This is a genomic window from Microcystis sp. MC19, assembly GCF_003019735.1.
Classification (GTDB): Bacteria; Cyanobacteriota; Cyanobacteriia; order Cyanobacteriales; family Microcystaceae; genus Microcystis.
Genome location: NZ_CP020664.1, coordinates 2778929 through 2801283, shown reverse-complemented (window position 1 = coordinate 2801283; position 22355 = coordinate 2778929). Strand labels below are relative to the sequence as shown.

General features: G+C 42.8%; 20 protein-coding genes and 1 pseudogene. 14 read left to right on the top strand and 7 right to left on the bottom strand.

Annotated elements, in window-relative coordinates:
- Window positions 1–8: 8 nt before the first annotated feature.
- The 5 genes from B5D77_RS14170 to B5D77_RS14150 all read left to right on the top strand — a co-directional run bounded on the left by B5D77_RS14170 (window position 9) and on the right by B5D77_RS14150 (window position 3794).
- Window positions 9–653: a histidine phosphatase family protein gene (locus B5D77_RS14170; RefSeq protein WP_008205937.1), complete on the top strand. Its 645-nt coding sequence runs from the start codon at window positions 9–11 to the stop codon at window positions 651–653.
- Between the two features lie 459 nt (window positions 654–1112).
- Window positions 1113–1826 carry a biotin--[acetyl-CoA-carboxylase] ligase gene (locus B5D77_RS14165; RefSeq protein ID WP_106909061.1) on the top strand — a complete coding sequence of 238 codons (714 nt, stop codon included), beginning with the start codon at window positions 1113–1115 and terminating at the stop codon, window positions 1824–1826.
- 45 nt (window positions 1827–1871) lie between these two features.
- Window positions 1872–3116 (top strand): M23 family metallopeptidase, encoded by a 1245-nt coding sequence (locus B5D77_RS14160; RefSeq protein WP_106909060.1) that lies wholly within the window; start codon window positions 1872–1874, stop codon window positions 3114–3116.
- A gap of 212 nt (window positions 3117–3328) precedes the next feature.
- Complete coding sequence (locus B5D77_RS14155) at window positions 3329–3610, top strand: hypothetical protein (protein WP_106909059.1); 282 nt, start codon at window positions 3329–3331, stop codon at window positions 3608–3610.
- Window positions 3594–3794: a type II toxin-antitoxin system RelE/ParE family toxin gene (locus B5D77_RS14150; RefSeq protein WP_008205943.1), complete on the top strand. Its 201-nt coding sequence runs from the start codon at window positions 3594–3596 to the stop codon at window positions 3792–3794. The genes B5D77_RS14155 and B5D77_RS14150 overlap by 17 nt, the downstream gene beginning before the upstream one ends.
- A 317-nt stretch (window positions 3795–4111) precedes the next feature.
- On the opposite strand, the gene B5D77_RS14145 is transcribed toward B5D77_RS14150, so the two are convergent.
- Window positions 4112–4459: a sulfotransferase gene (locus tag B5D77_RS14145; protein WP_254052964.1), complete on the bottom strand. Its 348-nt coding sequence runs from the start codon at window positions 4457–4459 to the stop codon at window positions 4112–4114.
- A gap of 305 nt (window positions 4460–4764) precedes the next feature.
- Between B5D77_RS14145 and B5D77_RS14140 the strand changes: the two genes are divergently transcribed.
- The gene (locus tag B5D77_RS14140; protein ID WP_104395285.1) at window positions 4765–6423 is read left to right on the top strand and encodes an IS1634 family transposase; all 1659 of its coding nucleotides are present in this window, start codon (window positions 4765–4767) and stop codon (window positions 6421–6423) included.
- 317 nt (window positions 6424–6740) lie between these two features.
- On the opposite strand, the gene B5D77_RS14130 is transcribed toward B5D77_RS14140, so the two are convergent.
- From B5D77_RS14130 to B5D77_RS14120, 3 genes are all read right to left on the bottom strand, one after another.
- Entirely contained in the window at window positions 6741–8636 is a 1896-nt protein-coding gene (locus tag B5D77_RS14130) for a tetratricopeptide repeat-containing sulfotransferase family protein (RefSeq protein WP_254052963.1), read from the bottom strand.
- A 129-nt stretch (window positions 8637–8765) separates the two neighbouring features.
- Window positions 8766–9764, bottom strand: a complete 999-nt coding sequence (locus tag B5D77_RS14125; protein ID WP_106909058.1) for a PEP-CTERM sorting domain-containing protein — start codon at window positions 9762–9764, stop codon at window positions 8766–8768.
- A 57-nt stretch (window positions 9765–9821) separates the two neighbouring features.
- Window positions 9822–10328, bottom strand: a complete 507-nt coding sequence (locus B5D77_RS14120) for a hypothetical protein (protein WP_106909057.1) — start codon at window positions 10326–10328, stop codon at window positions 9822–9824.
- A 74-nt stretch (window positions 10329–10402) separates the two neighbouring features.
- Between B5D77_RS14120 and B5D77_RS14115 the strand changes: the two genes are divergently transcribed.
- The 6 genes from B5D77_RS14115 to B5D77_RS14090 all read left to right on the top strand — a co-directional run bounded on the left by B5D77_RS14115 (window position 10403) and on the right by B5D77_RS14090 (window position 16307).
- The gene (locus tag B5D77_RS14115) at window positions 10403–10972 is read left to right on the top strand and encodes a transposase (protein WP_008205949.1); all 570 of its coding nucleotides are present in this window, start codon (window positions 10403–10405) and stop codon (window positions 10970–10972) included.
- A 138-nt stretch (window positions 10973–11110) separates the two neighbouring features.
- The gene (locus tag B5D77_RS14110) at window positions 11111–11422 is read left to right on the top strand and encodes a DUF1778 domain-containing protein (RefSeq protein ID WP_002790954.1); all 312 of its coding nucleotides are present in this window, start codon (window positions 11111–11113) and stop codon (window positions 11420–11422) included.
- 11 nt (window positions 11423–11433) lie between these two features.
- A complete protein-coding gene (locus B5D77_RS14105; protein ID WP_106909056.1) occupies window positions 11434–11961 on the top strand; it encodes a GNAT family N-acetyltransferase in 528 nt (175 codons plus the stop codon).
- Window positions 11962–12284: 323 nt separating this feature from the next.
- A complete protein-coding gene (locus tag B5D77_RS14100; RefSeq protein WP_106909055.1) occupies window positions 12285–14027 on the top strand; it encodes an ABC transporter ATP-binding protein in 1743 nt (580 codons plus the stop codon).
- 76 nt (window positions 14028–14103) lie between these two features.
- A complete protein-coding gene (locus B5D77_RS14095; protein ID WP_106909054.1) occupies window positions 14104–15765 on the top strand; it encodes a metallophosphoesterase family protein in 1662 nt (553 codons plus the stop codon).
- Window positions 15766–15812: 47 nt separating this feature from the next.
- Complete coding sequence (locus B5D77_RS14090) at window positions 15813–16307, top strand: hypothetical protein (protein WP_008205958.1); 495 nt, start codon at window positions 15813–15815, stop codon at window positions 16305–16307.
- Window positions 16308–16329: 22 nt separating this feature from the next.
- Here B5D77_RS14090 and B5D77_RS14085 read toward each other — a convergent pair.
- The 3 genes and pseudogenes from B5D77_RS14085 to B5D77_RS14075 form a co-directional block, all read right to left on the bottom strand.
- Window positions 16330–16443: pseudogene (locus tag B5D77_RS14085) on the bottom strand (winged helix-turn-helix transcriptional regulator); the annotation flags it as partial.
- Window positions 16444–16583: 140 nt separating this feature from the next.
- Complete coding sequence (locus tag B5D77_RS14080) at window positions 16584–18482, bottom strand: CRTAC1 family protein (protein WP_106909052.1); 1899 nt, start codon at window positions 18480–18482, stop codon at window positions 16584–16586.
- 51 nt (window positions 18483–18533) lie between these two features.
- The gene (locus B5D77_RS14075; protein WP_039900514.1) at window positions 18534–19586 is read right to left on the bottom strand and encodes a DUF1702 family protein; all 1053 of its coding nucleotides are present in this window, start codon (window positions 19584–19586) and stop codon (window positions 18534–18536) included.
- A gap of 247 nt (window positions 19587–19833) precedes the next feature.
- Here B5D77_RS14075 and B5D77_RS14070 point away from each other — a divergent pair, with 247 nt between their 5' ends.
- Window positions 19834–21141, top strand: coding sequence for an ABC exporter membrane fusion protein (locus tag B5D77_RS14070; protein ID WP_008205965.1), 1308 nt, complete (start codon window positions 19834–19836; stop codon window positions 21139–21141).
- A gap of 16 nt (window positions 21142–21157) precedes the next feature.
- Window positions 21158–22321 (top strand): ABC transporter permease DevC, encoded by a 1164-nt coding sequence (devC, locus tag B5D77_RS14065; protein WP_008205967.1) that lies wholly within the window; start codon window positions 21158–21160, stop codon window positions 22319–22321.
- The last annotated feature ends 34 nt before the right edge of the window (window positions 22322–22355 follow it).

Below are 22355 nucleotides of genomic sequence, written 5' to 3'. Positions count from 1 at the left end.
GAAAAACTATGTGCTTGATGTTATATTTTCTACGACACGGACAAACGGCCTATAGCAAAACGGGAGGATACTGTGGTACTCCAGAAAATGACCCCGGTTTGACTGCCGAAGGCATCGAAATGGCGCAGGAATTCGCCGATGTCTATCGTTCTTTACCTTGGCGCGCAGCCTACGTCAGTCCCCTACAAAGAGCTATTCAAACCGCTAAACCCCTCTGTGAAGCGGTGGGACTGAAATTAGAAATCCGCCAGGGATTACAAGAGATCGGTTATGGTCTTTGGGAAGGTATGCACCCCAACGATATCGATCGTCAATATCATGATCTCTATGTGCGCTGGTTGACGGATCCTGCTTGGAATGCTCCCCCCAACGGGGAAAGGGGTATCGATATAGCCCGTCGTTCCGCGGCCGTTTTGGAGGAAATTGAACACACCCACAGTGATGGCAATATCTTGATCGTTTCCCACAAGGCCACCATCCGGATCATGCTCTGTAGTCTGATGGGTATTGATGTGGGCCGTTATCGCGATCGATTTGAAATGCCCGTGGCCGCTGTCAGTATTGTTGAATTAGGCAGTCGTGGCCCGCTTTTCCATGGCATCGGTTTACGTTCCCACCTCAGTGAGTACCTGCGTTCTCTTCCTTGCACCTAATCAGTTATCAGTTATCAGTGATTCAGTTATCAGTGATCAGATGTCAGTTTTGATACTCAATCCGGTTATTAAAAACTGATTATCTATTCCCTCTTTTGCCTCTTGCCTTTTGCCTGTCCTGATATGTAGCCTATACTCAACGGATTTAGCATTACTTCCCACTTGATCATTCAATCCAAGCTTTTGGTCAGTGATCAGTTATCAGTGATCAGTTATCAGTGATTCAGTTATCAGTGATCAGATGTCAGTTTTCATACTCAATCTGGTTATTAAAAACTGATTATCTATTCCCTCTTTTGCCTTTTGCCTCTTGCCTTTTGCCTCTCCTGATATTTAGCCTATACTCAACGGATTTAGTATCAGGTCACTGATTACTGTTTACTGTTTACTGGACGGCTACGCCGTGCCTTTGGCAACACTGAAAATACTTCATAATTCATAATTCATAATTCCCCATTTATGCCCAAAATCCATCACTTTGAGCTATTACCTTCCACTAATACTAAAGCTTGGCAATTATTAGAGTCGGGGGAAAATCCGCCTTTTGTGGTGACTGCTAGTCAACAAAGTGCTGGGAGAGGACAATGGGGACGGGAATGGATTTCTGAACCGGGAGGATTATATTTATCTTTAGCTTTAAATCTGGATTTAGAGGTGGATAAATCTGCCCATCTCGTTCTCGCTACAGTTTGGGGCATCGCTTATCACCTCAATTGTCAAGAAATACCTGTTAAAATCAAATGGCCGAATGATTTAGTATTACTAGGGCGCAAACTAGGGGGAATTAACCTAGAAACCCGTATTCAGGGTCAAAAAATCCCGCAAGCAGTCATCGGAGTGGGCATCAATTGGGCCAATCCCGTCCCCCCCACTGGCATTAATTTACAAGCTTTGGCCGGCAATAAAATCACCTCGATCGCTCAGTTAACCTCTCTCACCAGCGATGCTATCCTATACGGCTATGAATATTACTGTCATCACGGCATAAAAGCCCTATTAGCCTCCTATTTAGAACTTTTTGCCAATTTTGGTCAAAAGATAGCTTTCGAGGGCTATCAGGGCATAATAACCGGGGTAAGCGATCGAGGGGAACTAAAAGTTAAACTCACCTCGGACAATGCCAGTAGCGAAATCTATATACCGGCTGGTAGGGTCAGTCTCGGCTATAATTGAGTCTAAATATTTTTTTGACTAAACTGTGAGAAGTGAGGCCGCCCTATGTATCCTTCATCGGTGATATTGAAACTTTTTCTCGGAAAATCCTTAAAAAAGAAGCTGAGTTTATGCAGTGGTCTTGGTTTAGTAATCAGCGGTCTGCTCACTCTTGCTCCCAATGCGATCGCTAATTCCGAAACTGGCAGCGAAACCCCGGTAGTGGAAAATGCCGCCCCGACTCTGAAAGCCCCCGTTATCAAAGAAAATACTAATCCTGCCCCCCGTCTGGCTATCCCCGAAAACCATCAAACCGATATGCCTACCCTTGCCCCCCGGGCCGGCGGTAAAAATAACTTTATCGATACTAGAAACTTTAACCCCCCCAGTTCCGTTGTTGTCACCGAGCGCCGCAGTGGTTGCCAAACCATCGCCCAAAATGGTCAACTGGTAGGAGGTAGCTGTAATCTGGCGGCTCGGTCCTCCCGTCGTCAGCCGGTCAGCACTGTGGCCAAACCCTTACCCCCGGTTAATCTGGCCCGGGTGCGTCTCAATCCTAATCCGGCGGTGCGAGTAGGACGGCAGCCCCGAAATCAGCCGGTTATCGCTAATAATTCCCTCCGTCGTTATGCCCCCACTCTCGTGGCTTCTAGCGCCCCGGTACGTCTGGCTGCCCCGACGGTGATTCCAAGTCAGGTGGTGGCCCTCAATCCCCCGGAATGGAATGGCGTAAAATTAGCTTTAGCCCCCGTGACTCGCGCAGAAGTGGAAGCAATCAGCGAAGCGACCACCTATGAGCGGGCCACCCGTTTAAGTCCCACGGATTCTAACCAAACTCAACGCACCGATTTACTCTTTCCCCTCGCCCTTCCCGCCCAAATTACCTCGGTTTTCGGGTGGCGAAATCATCCAGTCAGCGGGAATCGGGCCATGCACGCGGGTACTGATTTAGGCGCACCGATGGGAACACCTGTATTAGCCGCCTACGCAGGGGAAGTGGCCACCGCCGACTGGTTAGGAGGTTACGGATTAACGGTGATTTTACGTCACCTCGATGGTAGTCAAGAATCTCGTTATGCCCACCTTTCAGAAATTACCGTCAAACCGGGAGAATGGGTGGAACAGGGCGCAGTTATCGGTCGTGTGGGTAGTACGGGACTTTCTACCGGTCCGCACCTACACTTTGAATGGCGACACCTAACCGAACAGGGTTGGACCGCCGTAGATGCCGGTTTACATCTAGAATTAGCCCTCGATAATCTGGTGCAGAGAATGCAAATGGCCGCAGCCACTGACCCTAATCAGAATTAATTTGTTTTGGGTTACAAATATAGCGGTTTTTGGAACTTAAAAACGCATCGTTGAGCTTTTGCCCAATTGATGCGTTTTCATACATTCGCAGTATTAAGTAGTTGGACAAAAGTAAAGTTAACTGTGGGGTAAGGAGTCGGTCGTCAGGAGACGGGAGACGGGATACACGCTAAGATACAAATAAGAAACTTGAGAGAAGCACTTGATTAAATATGACTCTAACTGACGTTGAAGTAAATCCCTCGACTCCAGAAGATTTTTTAGATTCTGAAACATTAGTACAGGTCAATTTAATGCAGCAAAAGATTCAACAATATTTACAAACCCTATCAGTAGAAAATTTAAAGATGATTCTAGAATTTGCCGCTTATTTGTCAGATAAAGAAAGTGAAAAGGCAACGCAAGAAATTAGAGCAATCCCGAATATTATGGAACATTTGAAAGAAGCTGAAATGGATTTACAATCAGGTTGCCTCATTGATTGGGAAAGCTGAAATAACTTATAAAGTCCGTTTGACAGCTAAAGCAAATAAAGTTTATTCTGAAGCGGATCCAATCTTAAAAAAGAAGATTGCTAAGTGTTTAAAACTCCTTCAAGAAACACCAAAAAATCACCCTCAAATTAAAGCATTAAAGGGAGAATTTGCTGGGAAGTATCGCTTCCGCGTTGGAGACTGAGTAACGCACAGAAAACGGGTTTCTCGGAGAAACCCGTTTTCTACTCATGCAAAAGGCTTCGGCCGTGAGCTTTTGCCGAACGGCAAAACGGAGAATAAATAATCAGTTTTTAATAACTGGATTTAGTATCAGTCAGGCGGCAGGAGTTTCAGGCTTTGTTGTCCTCTTTTTTGTACTAATTTATGTACTATGAAAGTGGTAATGCAAGGTTTTTGAAGCTCCCAATTTTGGACTGAGAACCCTACTAGGCGGTTATTTCGGGTATTTCAACCCCATTTGATGCCTAAACATTTCGCAGTTATGGGAAACGCTGTAGCTTAGATGGTTAACCTTTCGAGCAGAGGTTGCAGGGCTTCTTCATAACTGCGCCAGCGCTCTACCGAGCGCTTATATATCGGTTGCCTTACTTGGGTGACACTGGCAGTACGCACTAAGCGATCGGTTTTATGGAACTGCATACAAGCATCATCCCATTCTAATCCGATAAAATCCAGGAGCCGAACTGTTTGCGCCGTTTGCTGGTCAACCGTTTCCTCATAGTCAATTTCCAACATGGGAACTGGCAAAACGCGCCGCCAATGTTCCATAATCCGCCAATATTGCTGAATGCGTTCGGCAATATGAGTTAAGTCAAACGCCCAGCGAATAGACTTAAACTGAGTCATCCAACCCACATTCCGCACCCTCAACTGTCACAGATCAAAAAAGCCATTAAAGTAGTACATAATAACTAAAATTAATTCAAAGGTTAAAAGGGTTAATGAGAATATATAGCATTAAAAGGGGTATGGAGCGAGAAAGAGAAAATTCAAGAGAAAAAAATAATTGTTCAGAAAACAAGAAATAATTGATTACAATAAGTAGTCGTGCAAAATTAATTTCCTAGTGAAGATAGGCAAGAGGCAAGAGCGGGGTTAGATATGTGTAATTAATTTTGCTTAGGTACTTAGAAGTAGTGGAGGAATCTGTTGTGAAATTAAAACCCCAAGAAATAGAAATTCAGAACATAGACCATCTAGGGATAGTGGCAGGAATAATAGACTCAATCGGAATAGTAGAAATAATAAACGAATTGATAGGAGTCGAAAAAGACGAAAAAGTAAATGCAGGTCAAGTAGTAAAAGCCATGATAATCAACGGGTTAGGATTTGTTTCCAAACCCTTATATATGTTTCCCGAATATTTTGAAACAATCGCCTGTGAACATCTAATAGGAACAGGAGTAAAACCAGAATATCTCAACGACGATAAATTGGGGAGAGTCATGGATAAACTATTTATAAAAGGATTAGATACAATATTTTTCATCATCGCAGTAAAAGCCGCCCAAAAATTTGGAGTATCACTATCAACATCACATCTAGACTCATCATCAATCCACGTACATGGGCAGTATAACACTAGCTTACCAGAAGTAATATTTGAGAATCAAAAAATAGGAAATAACCAAGAATTAGAAGAAATAGCAGTAAAATCACCAAAAGAAATAACCATCACTTATGGTTATTCTCGTGACCATCGGCCGGACTTAAAACAGTTCATCATAGAAATGATATGTTCAGGAGATGGAGACATCCCAATATTTTTGAAACTAGCATCAGGAAACCAAGCAGACTCATCATGTTTTGGTCAAATAGCAGTAGAATATCACAAACAATTAGAAGTTAATAGTCTCATGGTTGCTGACTCTGCCTTATATACAGAATCAAACCTGAAAATGATGTCAGATTTACAGTGGTTATGTCGAGTACCATTAAGCATAAAAGCAGCAAAATCATTAATATCAACAATACCAGAATCAGAATTTATTGATAGTACAATACCAGGATATAAATTAGTATCAAAAACCGAAAATTATGCAGGAATAGAACAAAGATGGTTAGTAGTACAAAGTCAAGAAAGAAGAGAATCAGACCTGCGTAAACTAACCCAAAAAATTACCAAAGCCGAATCAAAAGCGGTTCTTGATTTGAAAAAGTTATCACAAGAGAGATTTGCTTGTGAAGCAGATGCTATCAAGGCATTATCAAAATTATCAACCCAGTTCAAATATCACCAAATTAACGAAAGTAAGGTTACTCCAGCCAAATCTAATAAAAAAGATTCTCTAAATGAAATATCCTACCAAATATCAGCTACAGTCTGCCAGGATGAAAGTAAAATTAATACAGAATTGCTGAGTGCAGGATGTTTTATTATTGCTACGAATGTTTTAGATTCACAGGAACTTAGTGATGATTCTATGCTCAGGGAATATAAAGCTCAACAATCATGTGAACGGGGGTTTGGTTTTCTCAAAGACCCATTATTTTTTGCCGATAGTATTTTCCTTAAAAGTCCTGAGAGAATAGAGTCTATGGGAATGATTATGGGTTTATGTCTCTTGGTTTATACATTGGCTCAACGTCAAATTAGAAATGCTCTGAAAGAGTCTAAATCAACAATTAAAAATCAATTAGGTAAAGCAACTAATTCCCCTACTTTACGCTGGATTTTTCAATGCTTTCATTGTATTCATTTGATTACACTTAATCAGGAGGAACATATTTCTAATTGGAATAAGGACAGAGATTTTATCTTGCGTCTTTTACCAGATGATTGTTTACGTTACTATCAATTAGCCACCTAATTATTATCTCTATCAATTTAATTTCTATGAGTGAACATGAGCTAATATCTTTGATTTATAGCTCCACTTTACTATGTCTATAATTTAGTTTTTTACTTTAATTGATTAGTCTAAATTATGATTTATCTCTTGGATTTCTTCTTTTATTTATCTGTTGACTCCTCTAGGTGGTGTTAATTCTTATTGCTCCTTATTGAGAATAGGTTTTGATGCCATTTTTGGTGCTTTACTGTTTCTCAAATGCCTTTTTTCGCTCCTTATGTTTATTTTTATGCTCACTTTGATTTTTTCTCTCCGTAATTTCTCTCTGTGACAGCTTAGGGTGCGGAATGTGGGATCCAACAGGAAACCGCCACATCCCGCACATCGCGGCGACAATGGATAATCTTGGCATTGGGAAAAGCAGTAACAATCCAGCCCAAAAGGCTGTAATTGTCGGGCATTTTATCGACAATTCTCTGGACATTCTCCCTCTCTGTCCCTGCTTTGGTGAGCAGTTGTTCTAACTGTGCCAGATGCCAATCGGCTAGGTGAAGAATCTGAGGTTGACCAAGCTGCTGGAGACAGTCCCAGACGGTTGTACTGCCGGGATGCCCCATCAGTGCCGGTAGGCTGTTAAAGCAATTACCGGCAAAGTTGCGCTCACCGGCCCCAAATACTTGGGGATGGCTGGCGAGAATCTGCTCCGTCAAAGTCGTGCCGCTGCGGGGCATCCCGACGATGAAAACGGGGGCGGTGGAGGGATTGCCCATCCCCTGAGTGCGCTGGAAAAATTCGGGGGTGAAGTGGGCGATTAATTGGTCGATATATTGGGCGTAGTCATCGGGATTGTAATCCCAGCCTCGCTCCTGCTTGTGGGCGGTGTGTAGTTTGTTGGCAGCGATCGCATGGGTGGCGGCCTGGGCGTAGTTCTTACAACCGTCGTAGTAGTGGGCGAGTCCAAAATGAAGCTCCGACTGTGTGCCTTCTCTGGCCCACTTGGCTTCGAGTAATGTCTCCATCTGTTGAGCATCCTCTGGCGGCAGTTTTCCCCGCAAATTCTGGGCTAAATTGACCAGGGCGGGAATACAGTTAGGATTGACGGCCAGGGCCTCGCGGTTGGCGGCGTTGGCGCTTTCCACATCCCCAGCAGAGGCGAGAATGCTGGCTAGATGCGCCCGCAAGCTGGCATTTTCGGGCTTGAGTTCTACTGCTCGATAGGCCACCGCGACTGCCTCTTCTGCGTCGCCATCTTCCCAGAGAGCTTGGCTGAGTCCTGAATAGGCCTCGCCATAGTCGGAATGCTGCTCGATAATTTCTTGGTAGCGAGTGATGGCGGTGGCGCTATCCCCTAAGTCGAGAATTGCCCCAGCGAAGGCACAGCGACTATCAAGGCGCTCTGGTTCAATTGCTAGGGCTTTATCGTACCAAGTGAGTGCCTGTGGCAATTCGCTGACTTCCTGCCAAATCTGACCGATCAGGGTGCAGAGCATGGCAGAATCGGGATTGAGATCGTAAGCTTTGCCATAGGCATCCATGGCCGCTTCCAACTGTCCCAAGGTGCGGAAGACGGTTCCCAAATTCATCCAAGCTTGACTATTTTTTGCTTCGGATTCGGTAGCCCGGCGGCAATATTCTAGGGCGCGTTCCGGTTGCCCGACTGCCAATAAAGTTAGTCCAAAATTGCCCATGGCGTGAGGTAAGTCGGGAGAAAGATGGAGAGCTTGTTCGTAAGCCTCGATCGCCGCACGAATCTGACCTAATTCCCGCAAGGTATCGGCTCGGTAGGCTTGCAGTAGAGCCTGTTCTGGGGCGATTGCGATCGCTTGTTCGTAGGTTGTCAGCGCCTCCTGGTACTGCTCCGAGGCAAAGTAGGTACTGGCAAGGGTAGTTAGGGCATTGGGGTAGTTGGGACGCAGTTTGAGCGCTTTTTGACAGGCGGAAATTGCTTCGTTATAGCGGTGACTCTGGCGGTAAGCGGCGCCTAGGTTGCACTGGTAAATTGGTTCACTGGGTTTTAATTTTACTGCTCTCTGTAATAGTCGGACGGCTTGTTCTTTTTCTCCTTGGTTGAGGGCAATCAATCCCGATAAGTTGAGCGCACCGTGATGGTTGGGATTACTGCTGAGGAGTTGATTGGCGATCGCCGCCGCTTCCTGAAGGCGACCTGTCCGCAGGCGATCGAATCCAGTTTCAATGGTTATACCGGTTGTTTTTGTAGATTTAGAGCGCATAGTAGTATGGTTATAGCATAAGCCAGAAAACGGGTTTCTCATCAACAACCCAGAAACCCGCTTTCTTAAAGAAAGCGGGTTTGGCAAGTCAGCCCCAGAAAACGGGTTTCTTTAAGAAACCCGTTTTCTTTAAGGGTTTCTTCGTTTGATCTTAGACAACAACCCAAAACCTAGTAAACTTCCCAATCCTATGAGGCTAGAAGGTTCGGGAGTCTGCTTCCAGTTGGCAGTTCCCGCAATCTGGGTGGGCGACAAACCCGCCAGCAAGCCAGCGGCTCCCAAAGTACTCAAGTCATCGAAAACCGGAGTACCTGCCTGGGCTTCGGCCAAACTATTGTTAAAGTTAACGAACCACATCAGGCTCTTAGTCTCTCCAGGGGCAAGGCTCAAAGTCCAGATATCCGCAAATTGATCTACATTACCATCAAAGTCCTCACTCGGTACCGCCGGCGTGGAAGAGGCAAGTTGCCCCCCCGGCCCGAAGCGCACGAAAGTTAGAAAGGGATCCAAATCCGTTGGACCATCAGAGGTAATGAACCAACGGTCGAGGGCCGACTGGAAGGCGTTGTCTCCCGTGCTGCTGTCCTCAATCCTACAATTTTTATCACAACCCAAGTTACCGCCATAGGCGATCGCCGCCGAGAGGAGATTGGCGGTGGTGTTGGTGAAGGTACCAAACACCCGCACAGTGGGGCTGGAAGCACTCATGAAGTAGTCCAGGCTGGTGTTGATGCCGCCAAGGTTGACGGGGCTGATGGTGTTGACGAAGGTTCCCGCCCCAGTGGTGGTCAGATCCACCTCGTCATTGGGCTGCTTGAAGGCTGCTCCGTTGACGGTGATGCCACCGAAACCGTCAAAAGCATCGCTTCGCCCGCCGACAATCGCCGCAGAACTTATGCCATAGGCGTTGCTTCCTGTTGCACCGGGAAGCTGGGTAAGGGGACTGTCGACAGTGCTGTTGTAGATAGCAAAATATACAACCCCCCCCTGAGTCACCGTCTGACTCAGACTGACCACTGCCGCTTGTGCGGGGGCAGCCGCAGCCAGCATCATGCCCGCACCCGCCGCTAGGGCGATGGGAGCCAGTTTCAGCTTGTCAAAGGCACTATTTTTCATTTTTGTATTCATGATTGCTTCATCTATACATTGAGATAAAGATAAATTTGTCGGCGATCACAGCTTTTTTCAGTTGGGCCAAGACACGGCGCACCTAATCCTAAAGCTCGCTGCCAAAAGTACCCTCTCCCCCCCCCCGAACTGTATCTTATGATACATTTTAATACAATCTTTAGAAAGCGGGTTTCTCATCAACTCAGAAAGCGGGTTTCTCATCATCAACTCAGAAAGCGGGTTTCTCATCATCAACTCAGAAACCCGCTTTCTCCGCTTTCTCATCATCAACTCAGAAAGCGGGTTTCTCATCATCAACTCAGAAAGCGGGTTTCTCATCATCAACTCAGAAAGCGGGTTTCTCATCATCAACTCAGAAAGCGGGTTTCTCATCATCAACTCAGAAACCCGCTTTCTCCGCTTTCTCATCATCAACTCAGAAAGCGGGTTTCTCATCAACTCAGAAAGCGGGTTTCTCATCAACTCAGAAAGCGGGTTTCTCATCATCAACTCAGAAAGCGGGTTTCTCATCAACCCAGAAAGCGGGTTTCTCATCAACCCAGAAAGCGGGTTTCTCATCATCAACTCAGAAAGCGGGTTTCTCTTAGCTTAGAATAGTAAGCCAGAGAAAGCTGTTTTCTAGAGATAAGATAAATATGCCCTATCGTCAGAATATCTTTCAACCAGGACAATACTACCATATCTATAATCGCGGCAATAACCGTCAAGATATCTTCTTTGAGCGAGAAAATTATCTTTTTTTTCTGCGATTGGTGCGTAAATATCTGCTAGAAACGTTAGATGTTATTGCCTATTGCTTGATGCCCAACCACTATCACCTGCTAATACAGCTGAAAAAAGCCGAGCTTTCTGCGGCAATGCAAGCCTTTTCCCTGTCTTATACCAAAGCCATAAATCGGCGATATGGGCGAGTTGGCTCATTGTTTCAAGGGCGGTTTCAGGCAATTCTAGTAAATGATACAGAGTATTTATTAAATTTGTCGAGGTATATTCATTGTAATCCAGTGAAAGCGGGTTTGGTAAGTCAGCCACAGGAATGGGAATTCTCCAGTTTTCGCGAATATGTGGGATGGCGAGAAGGAACACTACCCAATCTGGAAATTATTGTCGCGATTTTAGGCTCGATGGCTGCTTGTCGTTCATTTATGATGATGGATATAGATGTCATCTCTCCAGAGTTAAAGGGGCTGTTGTTAGATGAGTAAGGCTTCAAAGAGATCCAGAAAACGGGTTTCTCTAAGAAACCCGTTTTCTCGTCAACAACCCAGAAACCCGCTTTCTTATCAACTCAGAAACCCGTTTTCTGAGAATATAATGTGCTTAAATTAGATAATTTCTAAGCCATGAGAACGAAACCAGATAAAGATTTACCCCAAGGGACTAAAATCGGCAACAATGCGCGGTTAGAGGCTTGCATAACAGCAGAGCAAAAGCAACTGATGGAGATGGCTGCCTTTTTACGGGGACAGAACTTGACTGAGTTTATGGTGTCAGTTTTGGCTGAGGCAGCTATGCAAACGATCAAAGATAGCCAATTGGTAGAATTAACCGAACGCGATCAATTCACTTTTGTCGAGGCCTTGTTAAATCCCCCCGCTCCCTCCGAGCAAGCTCAAGCAGACGCTCAATGGTACGAGCAAATGATGAATAAATAGTTGCTAGATTTGTGTTAAATTCGGAATCTGTTGATTTTTGTCTAGAAACTCTCGAAAGCCATCACAATCGGGCAGCTTTTAGCTGTGGTAACGAACAACTGGATCGCTACTTGCACGATCTCGCTACCCAAGATAAGAAGCGAAATATTGCCATTCCCTACGTTCTCGTTGACCGAGAACGCGAAAAAATCATGGGCTACTATACTTTATCCATGAGTAGCATCAATCTCGAATCGCTACCCCAAAGTCTTGGTAAAAAGTCGCCTAAATATCCGCTAGTTGGCGTGACTTTAATTGGTAGATTAGCAGTGGATCTTGATTGTCGGGGATCTGGTTGGGGGAAATTGTTGATTATGGATGCTTTATATAGAAGTCTGAGAGTCAGTCAAACAACGGGGTGTTTTGCGGTAGTGGTAGAGGCGGTTGACGATCAAGCAGTAAGATTTTACCAAAGGTTTGACTTTCAAACTTTTCCTGACCAGTCTTATAAGCTGTTCCGTACCATGAAAAACCTTGCTCAGACTTTTAGTTTACCCTGAGATATTGACCAGAAACCCGCTTTCTTAAAGAAAGCGGGTTTCTTAGAAAACGGGTTTCTTTAAGAAACCCGTTTTCTAATCTCTTAAGCCGCTAAACTGAGAATAGCTGCTTGTCTTGACTCTCATTTCTCAGCAAGCTAAAATTGATCAGCCCCCAGGTAAACCGCCCAAGGCTGGTTCTAATCTTAAACTGCGGCTAAATCAGGACAAGGAGAAAAAATCAAAATTCTTAGGTGGGAAATGTGGCCGCATCTGATAACCCAGTGATTATCTATTCCCTCTTTTGCCTCTTCCCTGTTCTAACTGATAACTGGTAACTGAATATGGCTTATTCTCGCATTAAAAAACTAGCAAATTATCTACGTCCCCATTGGCAAATGGTAACTGGGGGGGTAGTTGCTTTGCTTATTGTTAATCTTTTGGGTGTTTACATACCGCTTTTAATCCGGGATAGCATCGATGATTTGAGTAAATCCTTTGACTTCCAAAAAATCATTTATTATGTGATTTTAATTGTCGCTTTAGCCTCGATTATGTGGTTTATCCGCATGATTTCCAGAGTGTTATTATTCGGGATCGGTCGTCAGGTAGAGTTCGATCTTAAACAAAAAATCTTTCAGCATTTATTAACCCTTGAACCAGCCTACTTTTCTCGGCAAACTTCAGGAGATTTAATCAACCGTGCCACTAGCGATGTAGATAATGTGCGTCGTCTGCTGGGTTTTGCTTTGCTCAGTTTGGCTAATACTTTTTTTGCCTATGGGTTAACTTTGCCCGTAATGTTAGCGATTCATATTCCCCTTTCAGTCGCCGCTATTTCTGTCTATCCTTTGATGTTAATTGCCGTGCAGTTATTTAGTGGTCGTCTGCAGCAGCAACAGCAAAAAGTACAGGAAAAACTCTCGCATCTGAGCGATTTAATTCAAGAGGATATGAGTGGTATTACTCTAATTAAAATCTATGCCCAAGAAGCTAACGAGCGCCTAGCATTTAAACAAAGAAATGGCGAATTATTAAAGGCTAATTTAGATTTAGCCCAGACTCGTAATTTTCTTTTTCCCCTGGTCGAAGCTTTAGCCTATGTGAGTTTGTTGGCCTTGCTTTCCCTCGGTACTAGACAAATTATAGCGGGCAATATCACGATTGGGGACTTTATTGCTCTGTTAATTTTGGCCGAAAGATTAGTTTTTCCTACTACTTTATTAGGTTTCACTATTACGGCCTACCAACAGGGAGAAGTGAGTATCGATCGCCTAGAAACTATCCTGTTAGCTGAGGCTAAAATTAAAGACAATGCCGATTGTATTCACTTAAAAAATATTCAAGGAAAAATTACCGCCAAAGCCTTGACTTTTTTCTATCCTGATGCTAAGGAACCCGCATTAAAATCTCTTTCTTTTACCATTAATCCGGGGGAAACGGTAGCGGTCGTCGGTGCGATCGGATCGGGAAAATCTACCCTTGCTAACGCTATTCCCCGTCTTTTAGATATTGCCGAGGGACAGTTATTTATTGATCATCAAGATGTCACTCAAATTGCCCTGGAAGAGCTGCGAAAAGCGATCGCTTATGTTCCCCAAGAAAGTTTTTTATTTAGTACCAGCATCGAAGATAATATCCGTTACGGCGATCCGCTGCTGAATTTTCTGGCAGTGAAATCGGCAGCCAAACAAGCGAGAATTGAGGAGGAAATCGAGAATTTCCCGCAAAAATACAGCACTTTAGTGGGAGAACGTGGGATTACTCTTTCCGGGGGTCAACGTCAACGGGTCTCTTTAGCGCGTGCTTTAGCCATCCAAGCGCCAATTTTAATCCTCGATGATGCTCTATCTAGCGTCGATAATCAAACGGCCACGGCTATTTTGGAAAATCTCAGCCAAGAAAGCCAAAAAACCGTGATTTTTATCTCCCATCAATTATCGGCCGCTGCCACTGCCGATCGCATTTTTGTCATGGATCGCGGAGAAATTGTCCAGATGGGAACCCACGAGGAGTTAATCGCAGTCCCCGGAGTCTATCAAAATCTCTGGCAACAGCAGCAGTTAGAGTCTAAGGTTTTACATTAGCCGATAAAATAGGGAATCTGCTAATTATTACCAGTTAAGTTCTGGACTATCTCAATTACTCCTTAGAACTGTTTAAATGCAGTACAGCAGTTATCTTTTAGCGACAATGAACAAGGATCAACTTTTAACCGAACCTTTTTTACAATTACCCACCGAAACATCAATACAAGTGATTTGGTTTACGGAATTTTTTGGCACTGGTCATCAGGTGCGCTACGGGGAAAAACTAGAGAAAATGTCCCTCGCTCGTACTAGCAAATTAACTAGAGTTAGAGAAGATGCCAAATCGAGAACCCTTGAAGCTTATCAATCTTTAAGCGAGCGAGAAATCTGGCGACATCAGTCCGAAATTACTGATTTAAATCCAGGGGAAAGGATTCCCTATCAAGTCACCAGTTTTCAGGAAAATACAGCGATTAGAAGTGATATTTATACCCTTACCCCAAGACCCAAAAAAGGAACTAATCTCAAAATTCTGCTCACTTCCGATCATCAATTAATGCCCATGACTGCCGCTAATTTACAAAAAGTTAGCGAAACTATTGGACAGGTAGATGCAGTTTTTTTAGCGGGAGATTTAGTTAATATACCCGATCGAGCTTCCGAATGGTTTGATGATAGTCGCGGTGGGGCATTTTTTCCCTGTTTACAAGGTCGTGCTAATTATCCTCTTACCAAGAATGGTATTCAGACTATTTATAAAGGGGGAGAAATTATTCAAAATGCCCCCTTATTTCCTGCTATTGGTAATCATGAAGTTATGGGCAGAATTTCTAATTCCAGAGGTTTAAATGAACAGTTTGAAGATGCTATTCCTCAGTTTATTGCTAAACAACTAGCAGAGGACACAGCAGCAATTAATGAAAAATGGTTAAAAAATAATGCTTTTAACACAGAAACCTACCAAGAAATTTTTTCTTTGCCTCAAAATAAATATTATTCTCTGACCTTTGGTGATATTCGTTTAGTGGTTTTATATGTTACTAATATCTGGAGAAATCCCAATTTAGAACCCAGTACAAGGGGAAGATATTACGAAAATCAAAGAGATTTAGATAGACCAGAACTCTGGGGTTACGGTCAGCATATTTTTGAGCCAATTGCTCAGGGTAGTCCTCAATATCAATGGTTAGAAAAAGAGTTAAATAGTCGAGAATTTCAAGAGGCTAAATATAAGGTAGTTATGTTTCATCATCCTCCCCATACCCTAGGAGGAAATATCGTGCCACCCTACACCGATCCCGTGCCGACCATTGAACAGGATGCCACGGGAAAAGTTAGATCAGTACGTTATGATTATCCCCAAGAAAATGATTATATTATTCGTGATCTAATTCCTTTATTAGAATCAGCCAAGGTTAATTTGGTTTTTTATGGTCATTCTCATTTATGGAATCGTTTTCTTAGTCCTAATGGTATGAATTTTCTCGAATCTTCTAACGTTGGTAATAGTTATGGCGCTCATTTAGGTGATAAAAAACGTCCTGTACCTCTCGATAGAAATTATGCGAGCGTCGGTAATCCCAATGGATTGCCAGCAATTATCCCGAACATTGCTCCTCTAGTGGATTGGGTTAATCAACCTTTACCCTATATTGCCAGTAATGATCTGACGGTTTTTAGCATTTTAGATACAGAAAAAGGAACCGTGAGCAGTTATCGTTTTGATACCCGTTATCCTGACTCCGAGGTAATTAAATTTGATGAATTTGACCTTTTTAGCGTAGGTGAAATATAATAAAATCAAAGAGTGCCGGTTAAATAGATTCTCTTGGGGTTAATTCTATGACTACTGTTACTAGCAATGATATTCAAGAATTGAAAGACTTACTCTCGGCAATGCGACAGGAAAACCGCGAGCAGATGATTTCCCTGCGAGAGGAAAACCGCGAGCAAATAACTTCCCTGCGAGAAGAAACTCGCGAGCAAATAACTTCCCTGCGAGAAGAAAACCGCGAGCAAATAAGTTCCCTGCGAGAAGAAACCTGCGAGCAAATTGATACGCTAAAGGAAGATAATCGCCAACAAATAGAAACCCTGAGAGAAGAAAATAACAAGCAATTTATTAATCTACACAAAGAAATCACGGAAGTGAAAATTATCACGGCTAAAATTGAAGGAACAATTCAATCCCAAGCAGTATTAACCCAAAAAATTCCCGATTTAATCGAGAAAGTTGGGGAATTTAAAAACTGGAAACAAATAGCTATTGTCGCTATCACTGCTTTTACCAGTGCCACAATTACTTGGTTTATTCGAGAAGGAAATTTAAAACCTTAAAGTCTGGTATTTTTCTCAATTCCTAATTGGTGCGGCGCATTTGCAGAATAATCGGTTTCAGGCTTTCTCCGAAAGCGGTTAAAGAATATGCAACTTTAGCAGGCATTTCTGGATAAACTTTTCGGTGAATCAGTCCATCTAATCCTAAATCCGGTTATTAAAGACTGATTATCTATTGCCGCTTTTGCCTCTCCTGATATGTAGCCTATACTCAACAGATTAATTTTAGACGGTGAACGATAAGGGCGCAAACCTTACGCCCTTTACAGAATGATTTTAAACCGATTCCTCTAGCAAAATTGTCTGTTTACCCGACGTTAATAATAACTGGGTTTGCTTAATTTCTCCCTTGTGGTTACGCCATTGAATGTCAACGGGTAAAGCGGTATTAGGGTCAATTTTGCCTAAACCAAAGTGTAATACTGGACTTCTCACACCAGAATGACCATTGCCCCCATCTACCTGCGCCACCAGGTGATTGCCATCAGGTAGAGACACCTTAACCGCTGCGCCAATTGCGGGGATACCCATTTTCCCTTTTTCTGAAGAAGCATTAGGGGAGAGCGCAGGGGTTAAAAGCTCTAATTCCAGAGATTGACTGATATTTGGACTATCATTACGATAAAAATAAGAGGTTTCCCACTGATTTGCTACTACAAAGTCTAAATCCCCATCTCCATCCACATCGGCGGTGGCAATTCCTCTGGTGACAGAGGGATCATCTAAGCTTAATTGCGATGCCAAATCATAGTAACGTCCATCTTTACCCCGCACAAAAAAGGGATTATGTTGATGACCACTTAAATCGTCTCCATCTTGGAAATGAAACCAACTATTGGGGATTTTCAGGACTTGATCATTACTCATGGCTAACTCATGTAATTCCGGCCAACGATTGATGTCACCCTTACGAAATCCCGTAGCTTGCAACGCTTCTAACTCCCCATCATTATCAAAATCGCCGAATTTTGTTTCCCAACTCCAGCCACTACGAGAGACTCCCAAGGGTTCGCTTTTATCGACATAAGGGGCGATTCCTCGGGACATTTTCTCCGTTTCTCCCGTACTGGTAAAGAGAAAATGACTTTCCTCTAGGGCGTATTCCGAAGCAATATTACTCACATAGATGTCTAAGAGTCCATCATGGTTAATATCCCCGAAATCTACCCCCATTCCCTTAAAGCCATCATGACCGAGTACCTTAGAATTAGGTGTCGTTAACCCTTTTTGCCCTTCCAGTAAGGCAAATTGGAGATGTCCTCTGGTAGAACGATTATGTAAGAGGCGATCGGGTCCGAAATCATTGGCAAAATAAATCTCTGGCAATAAATCCCCGTCTAAATCGGCTGTTCCGACGGCCAATGTCCAACCATGAGCAATTTTCTCCTCAAAAGCATCTTGGACTTCTTGATAAGTCACTCCAGTGGTAGAGGCATCGGACCACAAGAAAACTCGATTTTTACCGCCATTATAAGCACGGGTCATCGAATCTTGCATTTTCTCGATTTTCTGAGAATTGACATCCAAAATCTCGGCATTATCTGGGAAGTAATTGCCAATGATTAAGTCTGGGTGTCCGTCCCCATCTAAATCCGAGAAGGTTGCCGCATTGGTGTACCATTTTTCCCTTTTTTGGCTGATTTGCTGCTGGAGATAACCTTGATCTTGCTTGATAAAAGCGATCGGTGTTCGTCCCCAATAATACACCAATAAATCCCTGAGTCCATCTTCATTGAGATCACTGGGAATACATCCCATCGGGGCCATGGTTTGGTCGTTATAGTCAAAATCGGTGACATTCAGGGTGAAGGGCTGATAACGATTGCCCGTACCCGGAACAGGGGAGATAATCACCTGATTGCTTTGGGTTTCTACATGACAGAGATCATTATCCAAGCCATCTCCATCGAGATCCCCCAGGGCAACTGCCGCCCCAACTGCCGAAATCCAGGCCGAATGACGGCTTAAACTGGGATTTGTCGGTCTTTCTACTTGATAGGGTTGATTTTCTAATTCAGGTAAGGGAAAACGAGTAAAGGCAAAGCGAGAAGCGATCGCATCTCTTTCGGCCATTGATAGGGCGGGGAGACGGGAAACAAAGAATAAGACTAAAATTAGCCCCAATGCCAAGATAGACTTGCTATGGCGTCGGATGAATTTTTCCAAACGATTCATGGTTTCAAAGAAGTAACTACATTCAATCTAAGCTTAAGACAGTTTAGGGGATTAGGTGCGAAAATGACTTTGGATGGCTTGTCGCCATTGTTCATAGGCAGGGATTTGGTCGTGGTAATCTAAGCCAATGAGGGTATCATCAGTGATCTTGGCTGTTTCAGTAATAGCCATTCCACACAAAATTTGACAGGCTATTTCGGTATTTTCCGAACAGTTTTCGGCTAGTAAACGTGCTTTTGCCGCAAAAGCTGCTCCCTGGGCTAATTCTGCCCTATAAGGTTCAGCCAGCTGTTTTAGATGTTGAATTTCTTCGGGAGAAACTCCCCCCGCGTAAGTGCAAGCCAAGCCGATCCCACTCCATAAATGGGGTTGAAGCAGCGGGTCGAATTTTTGGATCTGATCGGCAATTTCGGGAATATTTGCCCCTTTCACAAACCAAAGACTGCGCCCTAACCCTTGAGCAAAGACAAGACGCGCATAACCCGATAATTCTTGAGGAGACTTTCTCTCTCGGATATACTTAGGCCAGGCAAAGTATCCCTGATGAAATCCATAGCCGTCAAGGGCTAACCAACCTAATAGAGAATCTGGAAAATGTTGGGCAGAATCTGCTAATTTTTGGAGATAAAAGCGCAAAGAAAAGGGAATACGGGCTAATTGCCATCCTTTCCCTACATAGGCCATGTAAATATGCTTTTTCCCCTCGTTTGCTAAAAAATGCTCAAAGCGATTGCGCTTCCTCAGGGTTAAACAATCTAGCAAAGATAAAGCCATCGCTGCCCCTTCATAAGCAAATCCTCTCAGATTGAGCGTGACACCTTCAAGAAGAGGAAACAAGTCCGTGAGAGAATGAGCCATAATTGCTGCATTATAGCCATAGATAAAAGTTTGCCCGATCGTTTCCAAATATATCTGTTTTTGAGGCTGAACAGCCAGGCCGCCGCTTTGCGGATCACAGATGAATCCACGCTGATTAAAGGTTGCCGCTTGGGGTGAAAGGAGCAACAATCGTTGTGGAAAACGATTTACCTGCCTAGGAGAAAATTTGTGATCAAAATTGACAGCAGGATGCTCGAAGGGTGTGCCTGAGAAATTAGATGCCATTGTTAAAAAAAGTTGACAAAGTTGACAAAGTTGACAACCCTTGATGGGAGGTCTAAGATATGACCTCATGTTACCTTAAACAAAATTGATTTGATATTATAGCAGTTATCTTAATAATGAGGTACGAAGTGGTCGTTTTGGCGAGCCAGTCGATAAAATTAGGTTACACTTCATCCTGAGCAGAAACACTGTAATCTTAAGAATTAATCAATTTTAGGCCGATGAATCCTTATCCCTGTCAACAACCATGGCTAACTTTCGCCTTCAAAATTCCCATTCTTTAAAATATTGGTTTTGGGGTCTTTTAGGAGCTTTTATGGGATTTAGCTTGGGAACAACCGTTATTATCGTCTATTTTAGACCAGAATCATCCTTGAAAGCTTCCCAGTTATCGATTTCCCCGACGGTTTCTCCTGATACTCCCGAAGCTGTTGCTGCCCTTGGTTATCTTGAACCCCAAGGTGGAATTACTCAAATATCAGCCACTGCCTTTTTGGAAGGAAGTAGAGTGGATAAAATACTGGTAAAACAGGGAGAAAAAGTTGAAAAAGGCGAAATTATTGCTATTTTAGATAATAATGCCCGTTTGCGAGCAGCCCTGAAACAAGCTCAAGCAAATCTGGGTTTAGCAGCATCTAAACTCGAAAAAGTGAGAGAAGGGGCAAAAAAAGGCGAAATTATGGCTCAAGATTCCCGTATGCGTCAAAGCAAAGCGGAATTAGAGGGACAAATAATGAGGCAAAAAGCAGCGATCTCTAGTTTGGAATCGGAACTTGAAGGGGAAAAACTAGGACAAAAAGCTACCGTTGAAAGAATTAAAGCAGAATTGAATAATTCTCTCACAGATTGTCAACGTTATCAATCTTTATACCGTAATGGTGCAGTTTCTCAAGGGGAAAAAGAGCGATTTTGTTTAGAGGCGACAACTACAGAAAAAAGACTCCAAGAAGCTGAGGCTAACTTGCAACGCATTACGAATACTTTAGAACAAAAAATTCAGGAAGCTAGAGCCAATCTACAACGAACTCTTAAGACTTTAGAACAACAAATTCAAGAAAACCAAGCTATGCTAAGTGCAGTGACGGAAATTCGTCCTGTTGATCTTCAAATTGCTCAAGATGAAGTAATGACAGCTAAGGCTAATGTAGAACGCGCTCAGGCAGAATTAGAATTATCCTATGTGCGTGCGCCCCATGCAGGAAGAATTTTAAAAATTCATACTTTCCCTGGAGAATTAGTGAAAAATGAAGGGATTTTAGATTTGGGAAACATTCAAAAAATGTATGTGACATCAGAAGTGTATGAAACCGATATTAGTCGAGTTAAATTAGGTCAATCTGTAACGATAAAAACTGATAAAATGCTCGGAGATTTAAAGGGAACCGTGGAAGAAATAGGTTGGAAAGTGGGACGACAAGATGTTTTAGGAACCGATCCTGTTGTCGATACAGATGCTAGAGTCGTAGAGGTAAAAATTAGCTTAGATCATCTCTCTAGTGCTAAAGTTAATCGGTTAACTAACTTAAAAGTTAATGTTATCATTCACCCTAACTAAATAAGTCATTCATAAGATGAATATTCCCACCGCTTGGTTACAATTAGCTCATAAAAAAACTCGTTTAATTGTTGCACTGTCTGGTATTATTTTTTCGACTGTAATTATTTTTATGCAGTTGGGAATTCGAGATGCTTTATTTGAGAGTGCTGTTCATTTACATAATAGTTTAGAAGGTGATGCTTTCCTGATTAGTCCTCGTTCTACATCCTTAATTGCCATGGAAAGTTTTAGTGAGCGAAGACTATTACAAACCTTATCCTTTAATGAAGTGGAATTAGTCAGTCCAATCTATGTAGGCTATGCTCAATGGAAAAATCCTGATACAAAAAACTATTGGCGTAATATTTTTGTAATTGGAATTGATTTAAGATATCAAGCATTTAAGGCAGTGGGAATCAAAGAAAATTGGCAAAAATTAAAGCTAAAATATACCACCTTATTTGACCAAAATTCTCGTAGTGAGTTTGGAAATATTGCCGAAGATTTCCAGAAGGGTAAAACTATTATTACCGAGGTGGGAAATTCTGGTAATAATCGAAAAATAGAAGTGGTTGGTCTCTTTGAATTAGGTACATCTTTTGGTTCAGATGGTAACTTACTAATGAGCTACCCTAACTTTTTAAGAATATTTCAGAATCGTTCATCTCGGTTCATTGATATTGGCTTAATTAAGTTTCAACCAGATATTGATCGGCAATCCTTACTCAAAAAGTTAAAGAAATATTTGCCGAAAGATGTCAAAATATTAAGCAAGCAAGAGTTTATTAACTTTGAAAAAAATTATTGGGCAACCAGTACAGCTATTGGTTTTATTTTTAATTTGGGGGTATTTTTAGGATTAGTGGTGGGGATTGTGGTTGTTTATCAAATTCTTTATACCAATGTTACAGAACACTTAGCAGAATATGCAACTCTAAAAGCAATGGGATATCACAATCGTTATCTTCTGTGGCTTGTCTTGCAGCAAGCTCTGATTATTGCAGTATTGGGTTATATTCCTGGCTTTTTATTAGGGATGATTCAGTATTATTTTACCCAAAAATCTACTTTACTTCCCATTGAAATGACCCCTACTAGAGCAATATTCGTCTTTGGCTTAACCTTGCTCATGTCCTTGATTGCTGGAGCCACGGCTATTAATAAGCTCCAATATGCCGATCCTGCCGATATTTTTTAGAGGATGTTTGAAAAGGTTTACGGGTAGTGTGGTC